Origin of the sequence: Flavobacterium aquariorum, from assembly GCF_003254745.1 — a bacterium.
Classification (GTDB): domain Bacteria; phylum Bacteroidota; class Bacteroidia; order Flavobacteriales; family Flavobacteriaceae; genus Flavobacterium; species Flavobacterium aquariorum.
In genome coordinates this window covers 282,083-296,778 of sequence record NZ_QKXH01000001.1, presented here as the reverse complement: position 1 = coordinate 296,778, position 14,696 = coordinate 282,083, and the positions used below count along the sequence as shown (strand labels likewise).

The 14,696-nt window shown below is 38.0% G+C and carries 10 protein-coding genes; 6 read left to right on the top strand and 4 right to left on the bottom strand.

Translation table 11 applies throughout. The features are described from left to right. The first annotated feature begins 124 nt into the window (after nucleotides 1-124). A complete protein-coding gene (locus tag DOS84_RS01325) occupies nucleotides 125-739 on the top strand; it encodes a transposase (protein WP_243636300.1) in 615 nt (204 codons plus the stop codon). A gap of 70 nt (nucleotides 740-809) precedes the next feature. Here DOS84_RS01325 and DOS84_RS01320 read toward each other — a convergent pair whose 3' ends face one another. Both DOS84_RS01320 and DOS84_RS01310 read right to left on the bottom strand, forming a co-directional pair. After that, the gene (locus tag DOS84_RS01320; RefSeq protein ID WP_111408303.1) at nucleotides 810-3,470 is read right to left on the bottom strand and encodes an MGH1-like glycoside hydrolase domain-containing protein; all 2,661 of its coding nucleotides are present in this window, start codon (nucleotides 3,468-3,470) and stop codon (nucleotides 810-812) included. Nucleotides 3,471-3,796: 326 nt separating this feature from the next. Beyond that, nucleotides 3,797-4,759, bottom strand: a complete 963-nt coding sequence (locus tag DOS84_RS01310; RefSeq protein ID WP_111408301.1) for an L-threonine 3-dehydrogenase — start codon at nucleotides 4,757-4,759, stop codon at nucleotides 3,797-3,799. Nucleotides 4,760-5,021: 262 nt separating this feature from the next. On the opposite strand from DOS84_RS01310, the gene DOS84_RS01305 reads away from it, so the two are divergent. The 5 genes from DOS84_RS01305 (at nucleotide 5,022) to DOS84_RS01285 (ending at nucleotide 11,766) form a co-directional block, all read left to right on the top strand. Further along, nucleotides 5,022-5,753, top strand: coding sequence for a collagen-like protein (locus DOS84_RS01305; RefSeq protein WP_207802012.1), 732 nt, complete (start codon nucleotides 5,022-5,024; stop codon nucleotides 5,751-5,753). Continuing rightward, complete coding sequence (gene mfd / locus DOS84_RS01300; RefSeq protein ID WP_243636299.1) at nucleotides 5,734-9,114, top strand: transcription-repair coupling factor; 3,381 nt, start codon at nucleotides 5,734-5,736, stop codon at nucleotides 9,112-9,114. Before DOS84_RS01305 ends, mfd begins: the two co-directional genes overlap by 20 nt. Nucleotides 9,115-9,195: 81 nt before the next feature. Further along, nucleotides 9,196-9,879: a DUF4919 domain-containing protein gene (locus DOS84_RS01295; protein ID WP_111408299.1), complete on the top strand. Its 684-nt coding sequence runs from the start codon at nucleotides 9,196-9,198 to the stop codon at nucleotides 9,877-9,879. An 88-nt stretch (nucleotides 9,880-9,967) separates the two neighbouring features. Further along, entirely contained in the window at nucleotides 9,968-10,897 is a 930-nt protein-coding gene (locus DOS84_RS01290; RefSeq protein WP_111408298.1) for a helix-turn-helix domain-containing protein, read from the top strand. Between the two features lie 101 nt (nucleotides 10,898-10,998). After that, nucleotides 10,999-11,766: an SDR family NAD(P)-dependent oxidoreductase gene (locus DOS84_RS01285; protein WP_111408297.1), complete on the top strand. Its 768-nt coding sequence runs from the start codon at nucleotides 10,999-11,001 to the stop codon at nucleotides 11,764-11,766. A gap of 85 nt (nucleotides 11,767-11,851) precedes the next feature. Here DOS84_RS01285 and DOS84_RS19280 read toward each other — a convergent pair whose 3' ends face one another. Both DOS84_RS19280 and DOS84_RS01280 read right to left on the bottom strand, forming a co-directional pair. Beyond that, a complete protein-coding gene (locus DOS84_RS19280) occupies nucleotides 11,852-12,583 on the bottom strand; it encodes a heterodisulfide reductase-related iron-sulfur binding cluster (protein WP_243636298.1) in 732 nt (243 codons plus the stop codon). Beyond that, nucleotides 12,570-14,681 carry an FAD-binding and (Fe-S)-binding domain-containing protein gene (locus DOS84_RS01280; protein WP_243636297.1) on the bottom strand — a complete coding sequence of 704 codons (2,112 nt, stop codon included), beginning with the start codon at nucleotides 14,679-14,681 and terminating at the stop codon, nucleotides 12,570-12,572. The genes DOS84_RS19280 and DOS84_RS01280 overlap by 14 nt, the downstream gene beginning before the upstream one ends. Nucleotides 14,682-14,696 lie beyond the last annotated feature (15 nt).

Genomic DNA, 14,696 nt, shown 5'->3' with positions numbered 1-14,696 from the left:
ATAAAAAATCACCGAGTAAGATTTTTAATTAAATTATTGTAATTTCAAAACCTCTTCAGTGGATTAAGACTTACACCTTTGTCAAAGTTCAAAACTTTGACAAAGGTTCATAAAACAGAATAAAATGGATATAAGAATTCAAACTTTAGAACCCGATTGTTATTATCATATCTATAATCGTGGAATTAATAGTGACAAAATTTTTGAAAATGTAGACAATTATCTTTTTTTTCTAAAACAATTTTCAAAATATGTAATACCAGTTTGCGATGTTTATGCCTATTGTTTGATGCCAAATCATTTTCATTTTGTGATAAAAATTAAATCTAAAGAAGAACTTCTGCACTTTGCCACTAACAATTTAAAATTGATTAAAGATAGTGAGGGTTTGCATGCTATGCATAATGTTGTTAGTAAGCAAATAAGCAAATTTATAAGTTCTTATAGTCAATCTTACAACAAAGTATATCGCAGACATGGAGGATTATTAGAATCTCCTTTTAAACGAAAAAAAGTCGAGTCGGAAGAATATTTAAGAAATCTAATCCTTTATGTTCATTTGAATCCAACTGAATTAAAAAAAGATTTCAAAACTTATAATTTTTCTTCTTATGCGGCAATGTTGTCCAATGCTAAAACGAATTTAAAACGAACTGAAGTAATACAATTGTTTGATGATTTGGATAATTTTATTTTTTGTCACAATAATCCATTTGAAAGTTTTGATTTTTGGAAATGATGAAAAGGTTGGAAGTTACCTTTGTCAAAGTTTGAAACTTTGACAAAGGTGTGGAAAGTGAGGTTAAACGTTATTCCGCTGTCTCATGCAAATGCCTGATAATTTCGGAAATTAATCCTGTCCATCCTGTTTGGTGATTGGCGCCTAAACCTTTACCGGTATCACCATCAAAATATTCAAAAAACAAATTATTTTTGTTAAAAAGAGGGTCTTCCTGAAACTTTTTGTATTCACCATACATTGGAATTTTTTTATTGGCACCAGGAACAAATAGCGCTAATAATCTTTCGGCAACACCTTCGGCGGCTTCTTGTAAATTTGCCAATTTACCAGATTCGGTTGGAAATTCGACCTTGAAGTCTTTGCCATAATAGCTGTGGAATTTTTCCAGTGAATCCAAGATCAAATAATTCATAGGAAACCAGATAGGACCTCTCCAATTGGAATTTCCGCCAAACATGTCTCCGGTGGCTTCGGCTGGCGTATAATCTACTTGGATGGTTCCGCCATCATGTTTGAATTTATAAGGTTGGTCTTTATGGTATTTGGATAAAGAGCGTACTCCATAATCAGACAAAAATTCCTTTTCGTCAAACATACGTTTGAGTATCATTTTCATTCTATGTCCTCTAAGCGTAGAAAGTAAACGGGTTTCACCTTTCCCTGGATTGTACCAACTGGAAACTAAGCTGGCTAGGTCGGGGCGGTTTTTCAAAACCCATTCGACGCGGCGTTTGAAAATGGGTAGTTTTTCCAGTAATTCGGGCGTTAAAACTTCGACGGCAAATAATGGAATTAACCCAACCATTGAACGGATTTTTAGTAGTTGGGCATCACCATTCTCTTTATGGAGCATGTCATAATAAAACTGATCTTCTTCATCCCAAAGGTTCAATTTATTATCACCCAAAGACTGCATAGCTCCCGAAATTTGGAGAAAATGCTCAAAGAATTTGGAGGCCATATCTTGATAAACGGGATTTTTTAGTGATATTTCACAGGCTATGCGCAGCATGTTAAGGCAGTACATCGCCATCCAACCAGTACCATCGGCTTGTTCCAGATGACCTCCTGTGGGTAAATCGGCGGAGCGGTCAAATACTCCAATATTATCCATTCCGAGGAATCCACCCCCAAAGATGTTATTTCCGTTTTTATCCTTCAGGTTTACCCACCACGTAAAATTGAGCAACAGTTTGTGAAATATACGTTCCAAGAAAACAGTGTCACCAACACCATTATTGGCTTCTTTGTCAATTTCATATACTTTCCAGGTTGCCCAGGCATGAACGGGCGGATTGACATCCGAGAACGACCATTCGTAAGCTGGGATTTGTCCGTTTGGATGCATGTAATATTCCCTAAGAATAACCGATAATTGTCTTTTGGCAAAATCAGGATCCAATCTGGCCAAAGGCAAGGTATGAAAAGCGAGATCCCATGCTGCAAACCAAGGGTATTCCCATTTGTCCGGCATCGAGAGAATGTTGGAGGTATACATGTGTTTCCATGCGCTATTGCGTCCCTCTTTTCGGTTGGCATCAGGTCTGGGTGTAGATGGATCTCCTTTTAACCATTCAAAAACATTATAATAATACCATTGTTTGGTCCAAAGCATACCTGCGTAAGCTTGTCGCTGGATGGATTTTAATTTTTCGTCTTTTACTCCTTTTTGAAGGGGAGCATAAAATTCGTCGGCTTCTTCTATTCTTTGTTTAAAAATAGCATTAAAATCTTCAAAGGGTTTGTCCGGATTGGTGTTTGTAAAGCGAAGACGATATTCTTTTTTCCCAAGTGGCGGAATGAAATCATCATAATGCACCGATGCTTTGGTACCAATGGCTTCTGGATTTATGCTGGTTCGTTTTTGATTGATAATATAATCGTTTATTCCATCTTTGGCATAAGTGGATTGAGCGGGAGATTTATATAATTTTTCAAAATTGGTTTTGTTGTCACAAAACAAAAGATCTTTGGCATTTTCGGCGTACAAATTGAAGTGTCCCACCAATCGGTGATTGACTTCTATGTGTGATTTGTCAACGCCAATTAAAGTGGGTTTGTGTTTGTAATTTTCATAGCCCCAACTCCACGTATTCCTGAACCAGATGGTAGGCAATACCGTGATGGGAGCAGTTATTTTCGAACGATTTTCTACCGTTACCTTGATTAAAATGTCTTGTTCATCGGCTTTGGCATATTCTATGGTGATATCAAAATATTCATCTTTGTCAAAAACCCCCGTATCCAGTAATTCATATTCGGGTTCCAGACGGCTACGCTTTTTACTTTCCTCAATTAACTTTTCATAAGGAAAAACAGCGTGAGGATACTTATAGAGCATCTTTTGGTAAGAATGTGTAGGAGTGGAATCTTGATAAAAGTAAATTTCTTTGACATCTTCACCATGATTCGATTCGGCTGGGGTTAACCCAAAAAAGCGCTCTTTTAAGATACGGTCTTTATGGTTCCAAAATGCAAAAGCAAAACAGATGTGTTGTTTGTTGTCGGATATACCCCCAATCCCTTCTTCTCCCCATCTATAGGCTTTGGAACGAGCCATGTCGTGTGTAGTGCTACCCCAGGCATAACCGCTTTGGGAATAATCTTCTCGAACTGTTCCCCATTGTCTTTCGGTTAAATAGGGACCCCATTTTTTCCAGCCTTTATTATCGGTTCGTAATTGTAAACGTGCTTTTTCGGCGTTTTTTTCTTCCTCTCTTTCTGACATACCCTTTCTTTGTTTATTCTCACTCGCAATTTAGATAAAACACACGTAAAAACACGTATGGAATTGGTAAAAATCATCGGAGATAATTAATGAAAAATTATTTATGAATTGTTTTATTTGCAATAATTGGAAGGTTGGTTTGTGGAAATAGTTTATTTAACGAAAAAGATCTTAGGTAAACGAATGCCGCGTGAGGGACAGAAGCAAGCTACCGAAGTAGCGCGTATGGCCCGACTGCATAAAGAGAAGGGACCAAATCACCGCTACAGTGAGTTGGTCCCTTTTCTTTATGGTGGCACGCCCAAAAAATGATAGTAATTGGTGTGTTATTGTAAATCGGTGTTGTATTGCGGTGATAGATTTTTCAACATATCGACGGTCATCATTTCCAGATCAAACTCATGGTTCCAACCCCAGTCTTCTCTGGCGCGAGAATCATCAATACTGGCTGGCCAGCTGTCGGCAATTTTTTGGCGAAAGTCGGGTTTGTATGTTACTTCGAGTTTTGGGATGTGTTTTTTGATTTCGGCAGCAATTTCGGTTGGGGTGAAACTGATGGCGGCCAAATTATAAGAAGAGCGTATTTTGATTTGTTCAGTAGGCGCTTTCATGATATTAATCGTAGCCGCAATGGCATCGTCCATATACATCATGGGCATTTTGGTTTCGGAGGTCAAAAAGCACTCGTATTTCCCTTCAGAAAGTGCTTTGTGGTAAATATCTACGGCATAATCGGTCGTTCCCCCGCCGGGTAATGTTGTCCAGCTGATTAATCCTGGGTAACGGACGCTTCTCACATCGACACCAAAAATGTTGTGGTAGTATTCACACCATCTTTCACCGGCCTGTTTGCTGATTCCATAAACGGTTGAAGGCTCCATAATGGTGTATTGCGGCGTGTTTTCTTTTGGGGTTGTCGGGCCAAAAACGGCGATACTCGAAGGCCAGAATATCTTTTTTATTTTTCCGGCTTTCGCCAAATTCAAAACATGAAACAATGAATTCATATTAAGATCCCATGCAAAGGCAGGGTTTTTTTCGGCAGTTGCCGAGAGTAAAGCGGCCATCAAATAAACATCGGTAATTTGGTGAAGTTCTACCAAATTTTCGATTTGGTTAAAATCCAATGCATTGATTACCTCAAAAGGGCCAGAATTCACGACATCGTTATTCAGCTTTCGAATATCTGAGGCAATAACATTGTCAGTTCCATAAATGGCTCTGAGTTCGTGGGTCAACTCGGTACCGATTTGCCCGCAAGCGCCAATAATTAAGATCTTTGGATTCATTGTGTGTCGTTTTGAAATGCAAAGATAACGATTTCGTAAATTATCATGAATAAAGATAATCATTTTTGTAGATATTGTAAAAAAACAGCTTAAATCGGGGAAAGGCCGTAATTATTGGTGTTAATATTCTGTCATTAAAGTTAGTATTATGATTGAAGTTGTGATTGAATTTAGCATTGTCATTGCCATTGATATTGTCAATGAAATTGAAATTGCCATTGTAAATTTACTTTGTAACTTTGTGATTCAAATAATTTAGGAAATGAATAATAAATTAACGCTACTTTTTTTGGTGCTTTTGATGCAGTTTTCGTGTAAAGACGACAATGATGTAAGACTTGCCGATAATTTAAGGGATGCAAAAAAGAAAGAATTAATTTTCAAGACCATTGACAAAGGATGGAATTTTATTGACACTCCTATCAATACTACTTCAGAAGCTACTATGAAGACTTGGCCAGAGTGGAGAGTTTTTATGGAAGAGTTGTCCGTTAAACCAAAAAAAACAATCACAGCTTTTCAAAAGAAAGCCAAGGCACTATCGACCAAGGTTATGGCTTTGAACACCAATATTCCAACTCAATTTGACAACCCGCAGATAAGAAGCCGAATCGCAACTTTGATTACTCAAGTTCGAATGTTGGATTTATACATTAATCTCGATAAAGTTTCGGATAAAAAAGTGACAGAACTTGTTGCTGAAATTAATTTGGAGCTGGTTTCCTTGCAAAGACAAATGGACAAGATTGTTGAGAAAAGCAAGATCCCGATGGAAGTTGGGGAATCTGATTTATTGATGATGTTAGACACTACAAGGGCTATACAAGCTGGGAATCCAGCAATCCCAGGAAATCCGGCAATCCCAGGAAATACGGTAACCCCAGGAAACCCGACATTACGCGGAAATCCGAAAATGCCAGGGAATCAGACAATACCTGGAAATCCGGGAGGTGCGACCAGTCCAAAAAATTCAAATGAACCACGCGTTGAGTAAGGCTACTATATATTCGGTTTATGATTCTTCTCCAAAAACGGCTCAGATTGTAGCCCGTTTGCTGGAAAATAATCAAGTAAAAATGCAATTGGACGGTCTGTTGGGATCGGCAGCTTCTTTTGTGATACAGGCTCTTTTCAAGAAATCGGAACTTCCTTTTTTGGTAGTTTTGAACAATAAAGAAGAAGCCGCGTATTATTTGAACGATTTGGAACAAATGATAGGCGAGCAGGATGTGTTGTTTTATCCAGGATCTTTCCGTCGTCCGTACCAAATTGAGGAAACCGATAATGCCAATGTTTTGTTGCGGGCTGAGGTACTCAATAGAATTAATTCCCGTAAAAAACCTGCGGTAATTGTAACGTATCCAGAAGCACTTTTTGAAAAAGTGGTGACCCGACAAAATTTGGATAAAAACACTTTAAAAGTTACGGTTGGTGACAAAATTTCGATTGATTTCCTGAACGAAGTTTTGTTCGAATACGAATTCAAAAGAGTTGATTTTATTACAGAACCAGGTGAATTCTCGGTTCGCGGTGGAATTGTCGATGTGTTTTCGTTTTCGAATGACAATCCGTACCGAATCGAATTTTTTGGCAATGAAGTCGAAAGCATCCGAAGCTTTGATGTGGGAACGCAGCTTTCATTGGAAAAGCAGAAAAAAATTACCATTATTCCAAATGTCGAGAATAAAGTTTTTCAGGAAAACAGAGAAAGTTTTCTAGATTATATAGCTGAAAGAACTGTTTTGTTTTTTCAAAATACCGAGAATCTTTTATACGAATTGGATAAGCAATTTGGCAAAGCCGAAGAAGCTTTTGAGAAATTATCCAAAGACATCAAACACGCGACTCCAGAACAATTGTTCTTGAACCAAAAGGAATTTGTAAAAAGAGCGTTGGATTTTTCAGTTGTGGAGTTCCATTCCAAGCCCGTTTTTAAAACGACCAAGAAGTTTGAATTTCACATTCAGCCTCAACCGTCGTTCAATAAGCAATTTGATTTGTTGCTGAATAATTTGAGCGACAACCATTTTAACGGCTACCAAAATTATTTGTTTTGTTCGAATGAAGCGCAGACGAAACGTTTTCATGATATATTCGAATCGTTGGATGAAGCCAATTCGGAGAATGTCCGAAAGCAATACAAGACGATTGTTTTGCCTTTGTACCAAGGTTTTATCGATCAGGAAAACCAAATTACTTGTTATACCGATCATCAAATTTTTGAGCGCTACCATAAATTCAGTATCAAAAACGGTTATTCCAAAAAGCAGAATTTAACCTTAAAAGAACTCACGACTTTGTCCGTAGGCGATTATGTAACGCATATCGACCACGGAATCGGGAAGTTTGGCGGGTTGCAAAAAATACAGGTCGAAGGCAAAACACAAGAAGCAATCAAGCTCGTTTATGCCGATAATGACATCGTGTATGTGAGTATTCACTCGCTGCACAAGATTTCGAAATACAACGGAAAAGACGGAACGCCTCCGAAAATATACAAATTAGGATCCAGTGCGTGGAAGACTTTAAAACAAAAAACCAAAGCGAGGGTCAAACATATTGCATTCAATTTGATTCAGTTGTATGCCAAACGCCGATTGGAAAAAGGATTCCAGTTTGCTCCCGACAGTTACTTGCAAAACGAGTTGGAAAGTTCGTTTATCTACGAGGATACGCCGGACCAAATCAAATCGACTCAGGAAGTCAAAGCCGATATGGAAAGCGAGCGCCCTATGGATCGTTTGGTTTGTGGGGACGTAGGATTTGGTAAAACCGAGGTGGCGATTCGTGCGGCTTTTAAGGCTGTGGACAATTCAAAACAAGTGGCGATTTTGGTTCCAACGACAATTTTGGCCTACCAGCATTACCGAACTTTCAGCGAAAGATTGAAAGATATGCCGGTTTCTATTGGTTATTTGAACCGCTTTAGAACCGCGAAACAAAAAGCTGAAACCCTAAAACAATTGGCCGAAGGGAAACTCGATATTGTAATCGGAACACATCAATTAGTCAACAAAAATGTGGTTTTCAAAAACCTTGGACTATTGATTGTCGATGAGGAACAGAAATTTGGAGTTAACGTAAAAGACAAACTGAAAACCATTGCGGCCAATGTTGATACTTTAACATTGACTGCAACGCCAATTCCGAGAACCTTGCAGTTTTCGTTGATGGCAGCGCGGGATTTATCGGTAATTACGACGCCTCCTCCGAACAGATATCCTATAGAAACGAATGTGGTTGGGTTTAATGAAGAATTGATTCGGGACGCGATTTCGTATGAAATTCAGCGTAACGGGCAGGTTTTCTTCATTAACAACCGAATCGAAAATATCAAGGAAATAGCAGGAATGATTCAGCGTCTGGTGCCTAGCGCACGCGTGGGAATTGGTCACGGTCAAATGGAAGGAGCCAAATTGGAAGAATTAATGCTTGCCTTTATGAACGGCGAATTCGATGTTTTGGTGGCCACCACCATTATCGAAAGTGGATTGGACGTTCCGAATGCGAATACCATTTTTATCAATAATGCGAATAATTTCGGTTTGTCTGATTTACATCAAATGCGGGGCCGTGTAGGGCGAAGCAACAAGAAAGCATTTTGCTATTTCATCTGCCCGCCGTATTCTCACATGACCGAAGATGCGAGGAAGCGAATTCAGGCTTTGGAACAGTTCAGCGAATTGGGAAGCGGTTTGAATATTGCGATGAAAGATCTAGAGATTCGTGGTGCGGGAGATTTATTGGGAGGAGAGCAAAGCGGTTTCATCAACGACATTGGTTTTGATACGTACCAAAAAATCATGAACGAGGCCATCGAGGAATTGAAGGAAAACGAATTCAAGGATTTGTATCCCGAAGAGAATAATATCGATACTAAAGAATATGTAAAAGACCTGCAGATCGACACTGATTTTGAACTGTTGTTTTCAGACGAATATATCAATAATGTCACGGAGCGTTTGAGTTTGTATAACGAGTTGGCTGACGTAAAGAACGAAGAAGAACTGATTGTTTTTCAAAATAAATTGATTGACCGTTTTGGTCCAATGCCTCCAAGAGCACTTGCTTTAATGAACAGCATCCGCATTAAATGGATTGCGACCCGTGTGGGTATCGAAAAACTGGTAATGAAAAAAGGCAAGATGATTGGTTATTTTGTCTCCGATCAACAATCGGATTATTACCATTCCAAACGTTTCCATAAAGTGATTCAGTTTGTGCAGACGCACAGCAACATTTGCGTGATGAAAGAAAAGCAGACTCCTGCAGGGTTACGATTGTTATTGACTTTTGATAATGTGAAATCAACCAGAAGAGCTTTGGAATTGATGGAGTTGTTGGGCGGGCAATAAAAAGGGACAACTCTCACTATTAATTTGTAATTTTCAGCTAAATAATTTCAGTTATTGCCTAACTCAAATTCTCAAAGCATCATGAAAAGAATAATCATATTGACTGCAATTTTAATAATTACGTTCACTAAGACTTATGCACAAGAAATAAGTTTTAAGGTACCTGATTACGAATTAATCAAAAAGAATATTCAGGACAAAAAATCGAATTATTATTATCCAAAATTATTGGAAAGAATGATTGCTAATGATACCTTATTGACTAATGAGGATTATCGACATTTGTATTTTGGATATGTTTTTAATCCGAAATACGATGCTTATTTTAGGTCGCCAGATGAAGAAAAATTGAGCAAATATTTTACCAGTGATTCAATTTACGAAAAGGACTATGACGAAATAATAAAATTATCAGAGCATTCTATTAGCTTATTTCCGTTTGATTTAAGGCAAATGAATTATCTGGGATATATCTATCATTTAAAAGGAGATGATGTTGCTGCCAAAAAAATGTCAAACCGATTTCAAAGTATTTTGGAAGCCATATTGTCCTCTGGGAATGGAGAGCAATGTGAAACGGGAATGCATGTAATATCTGTTAGCCACGAATATGTTTTTTTAAATATGTTTCGATTAGAATCTACATCTCAAAGTTTAGTGGGTAATTGCGATTATTTGGCTTTTGAAAAAGGAAAGTACAAAATTGACGGGGTGTATTTTAACATTGAAAAAATGTTAGAAAACGAAAGGGAACATTTAAAATAGAAATTGTTGATTAAGAATTTGTAAAATTGACGTTTTTGAAACACTGTTGTTTTTATCCGTATATTTGATTTTTACAAATTCATTCCCAATGAAATCAAAATCAATAGAAGAGTTCTACCAAGAAATTTCTGGAGACTCCGGTGCGGAACCGAATTCATTATTGCCTAATGGTATCCAAAAAGAAATTGGACATTTCAATGTTTTTAATATCAAAGAACTTTATGAAAGGTTAAAGGAAAAGTCTTTTATGCCTTATGACAGAAGAGCCTATTATAAAATAAGTTTGATTCGGGGAAAAAACAGAGTAGAATATGCAGACCGCATAATTGAAATAGAAGAAAATGCTCTTCTATTTGCCACACCAAAAATTCCTTATAATTATGTTCCTTTAGATACTCAGCAGTCTGGTCATTTTTGTGTTTTTACTGGTGAGTTTTTGACTAAGGACAAAAGCGGAATAGACTTGGATAAACTGCCTATTTTTCAAACAGATGGTTATCCAGTTTTTCAGTTAACGAAAGATGACACTATTGCTGTCGATTTGATTTTCAAAAAGATACATCAAGAAATTAATTCGGATTATGTCTATAAATACGATTTGATTCGGAATTATGTGGCGGAGCTGATTCATTTTGGGCAAAAATTACAACCCGTGACTGCCTTGTATTCCAAGCATAATTCGGCTGCAAGGGTTTCTTCCTTATTTGTGGAATTGCTCGAAAGACAATTCCCGATTGAATCACCACGACAACGCTTGGAATTAAAATCGGCCAAAGATTTTGCTGCACGTTTGGCCATTCATGTCAATCATTTAAATAAAGTTTTAAAAGAGAATACTGGTAAAACTACGACCGAGTTGATTAGCGACCGATTGATCCATGAAGCCAAGATTCTATTGAAAGAAACCGACTGGAACATTTCGGAAATTGCCTATTCTCTCGGGTTTGAAGAGTTGGCACATTTCTCTAATTTTTTCAAAAAACAAACAGCATTGACTCCTATAGCTTTTCGGGTTTAAATATGTTGATTTGAATTTTGCAAACTCTGGATTGATATTTGCAATTGGAGAGGTTTACATCTGCACTAATTTTGTCTTATTAATTTAAAACAAAATAAAAGATGGAAATCAGAAACAATAAAATAGCATTAGTTACAGGAGGAAGTCGCGGATTAGGAAAAGACATGGCTTTGAATCTTGCCAAAAAAGGGCTTGATATTGTGCTAACTTACAACAGTAAAAGTGAAGAAGCTGACACTGTAGTAAACGAAATCGAAAAATTGGGGCAAAAAGCAGTGGCCATTCAATTGAATGTTGCTGAGGTAAGCAGTTTTGATTTGTTTTTCCAAAAGGTTGAAATTGCTTTGAAAGATACGTTTGGAACCAATAAAATCGATTTTTTAATCAACAATGCAGGCGTTGGTCTTCACGAAAGTTTTGCAACAACTACCACTGTCCAATTTGATGATTTGGTTAATATTCAATTCAAAGGTCCTTTTTTTCTGACTCAAAAAGCATTGGGATTTATGAATGACGGTGGTGGAATTGTAAATATTTCGTCCGGATTGACACGTTTTTCATTTCCGGGATATGCCACTTATGCCAGTATGAAAGGCGCGATGGAAACATTGACCAAATATCAGGCAAAAGAATTGGGAGCGAGAAAAATCAGAGTGAATATTGTTGCGCCTGGCGCTATTGAAACCGATTTTGGTGGAGGAGCAGTCCGCGATAACGAACAGTTAAATCAACAGATTGCTTCGATAACTGCATTAGGAAGAGTAGGTTTGCCCGATGATATTGGAAGTGTTGTTGCCTTTTTGTGTACAGACGATGCCAAATGGGTGAACGGACAACGCATCGAAGTTTCGGGAGGAATGAATTTGTAATTATGTGTTAAGCAAATTTTAGAAACAGATTTCACTAATTTTCACAAATTAATCTGTGGTAATATGTGAAATCTGTGTTGTTTTTTTACCTCGTCACTTCCTCGATTAAATAAAAAATGGATTTGAAATCAATGCCACTCATTTTTTCAAAACCAATTTCGCAGGTTCGGCTGGTGGAATAGCCTTCTTTGCAGTTGGACGGAATTTGCGCTTTTAATTCACGCAATCCGTGTTCATTTAATTCCGGAATCAGAAAACCTCTGTCTCCGGCAAAACCGCAACAATTGCTGTCAATAAGGGTAACGTTATCGGCACACATTTCAGATAAGGTGACCAATTGTTCTGTTTTGCCAATTTTTTTAACGGAACAAACCGGGAAAACGGCTACCGTATCTTTTTTGTTTTTCACGACCAATTGGGGCATTACATAATCCAACATGAATTCGATTGGATCCACAATTTTTAGGGCTTTGGAAAATTCTTCTTTCGAATGGTAGAAACAAGGGCTCATGTCATACAAAACGGGATACTTTCCATTTTCGGAAGCTCTTAGCAATTCTTTTTCCAATGCTTCAGATTGTGCATGATTGACTTCGGCAAAACCTTTGCTTGAAAAAGGCATACCACAACAATGGTTATCCAAGGATTCCGGATAAATTATGGTAAATCCTGCACGAACCAGTAATTGGTGTGTCAATTCGGTCAATTGAAGATCATCGGAGTCTTGTAAACTGTTTTTACCCATGCTTCTGTTGATACAGGAAGGAAAGTAAACGACTTTTAAATCGGTGTTTGTATTCATTTTAATGCTTTTCATTCAAGTTAATTTTATCGGCTCCTTTGGGCATTTCGGGAATCCATTTCGGAATTTTTCCAAAGGTTATAAAATGAGAAACGTTGGATAATGCCGTCATAATAGTCGTTCCGAGAATGGTGTGAAAAAAGGAAACTATTTTTAATCCGGTTCTCAAAATCGACGTAGTCTCTGCGATGTGTGAGCCAATGTATGCAGCCACTTTTTTGTTGCCGGAACTCAATTCATTGGCACGCCAAGTTTTCACAAATTTTCCGGTGTCGATATGAACGGGACAAGCCAAGGCGCAAAGTCCATCGGTTGCGCAGGTTTCATCTAGTTGATAGGTAACGTCTTTTCGAATATCAGCTAATCGTTGAGGATCCTCATTTGTTTGTTCCAATCGGCTAATTTCCCTTGCAATGACAATACGCTGGCGAGGTGACAAAGTCAAGCCTTCGGATACGCAATGCGGTTCACAAAAGCCACACTCCATGCATTTGTCCACAATAGCATTGCATTCCGGAAGTGGTTTTAAATTTTTGAGATGAGCTTTTGGATCGGGATTGATCAGTACGTCTGGGTTAATTTTATTATTGGGATCAAAAATATTCTTGATGCGTTTCATGATTTCGTAAGCTGTAGGCCCCCATTCTTTTTCCACAAAAGGAGCCATGTTACGCCCCGTTCCGTGTTCGGCTTTTAAGGAACCGTTAAAGCAGTCAACAACCAAAACAGCCAATTCGGACATTAGTTTTTCGTAACGATCCACTTCGGCTTGATTCGAGAAGTCCTGAGAAAACACAAAATGCAGATTTCCTTCCAAGGCATGGCCAAACAAAACGGCATCGTGGTATTCAAATTTTTTGAACAAATCTTTCAATGCCAGACAAGCATCCGCGAGTTGAGGCAAAGGGAAAGCTACGTCTTCAATAATAACCGTTGTCCCGTTTTTTCTGAGTCCGCCAACAGTTGGTAATAATCCTTTTCTAGCTTTCCAATTAAAATAATATTGTTTTGGATTTGAAGTAAATTCATATTCCGAAAAAGTGGGAATAGATTCAATTGCTGAACGTACTTTAAGTTGTTTTAGCAGCATATTATCCAGATCGTTATCACGGCATTCGACTAATAAAGCACATGCCGATTCGGGTAATATTTTAAAATAGTCTGGCGCATCATTGTCATTTTCGACCGAACGAATGGATTCCCTATCCAGTAATTCAACCGCTGCTACGGGTGCAAATTTCAACAAAATAGCGGCATTGCAGGCATCCTGAATTGTATTGAAAAAAATTAAAGAACAGGATTTGTGTTTTTCGTCAATGACCGTTTTGAAAGTCACATTCGAAATAAAAGCCAAAGTCCCTTCAGAACCCACCATCAAATGTTTAATAATGTCAATAGGATCTTGATAATCAACAAAGGCATTGATGCTGTAGCCCGTCGTATTTTTTATTTTGAATTTGTTTTTGATCTGATTAAAAAGGATTTCATTGCCTTTAATTTGATCCCTAAGTCTTTCGATTTCCTGGATTAGCAAGGTCTGGTTTTTCTTGAAAGTGGCAACATTCTCAGTATCGGCGGTGTCCAAAATCGTTCCATCATGCAATACAATTCGAATATCGGTTATGGTTTGATAGGAATTTTGGGCTGTTCCGCAACACATGCCGCTGGCATTATTGGCTACTATACCGCCGATCATACAAGTGGCGATAGAGGCTGGGTCGGGTCCAATTTTCAAACCATGAGGTGCCAGAAAAATATTGGCTCTAGCGCCTATGATACCTGGTTCCAGTTTTACTTTTCGATTATTGTCGAAAAGTTCCTGATTTTTCCAGCCATGCGTAGCAACCACAAGAACAGAATCCGTAATGGCCTGACCCGATAAGCTGGTTCCGGCAGCACGAAATGTCAAAGCAATATCGAGTAATTTTGCCTGTTTTATAATTTCGATTACTTCGGCTTCGTCATGAGCCAGAATTACAATTTTTGGAATTAGTCTATAAAGACTGGCATCGGTTCCATAAGCAAGGGTTTGCAAAGGATTGGTCAAAATGCGTTTGGGATCAATCGATACTGATAATATGTCTTTTAACTTTTGATAAGAAGGAGTTAACATGGCACTTGTGTTTAT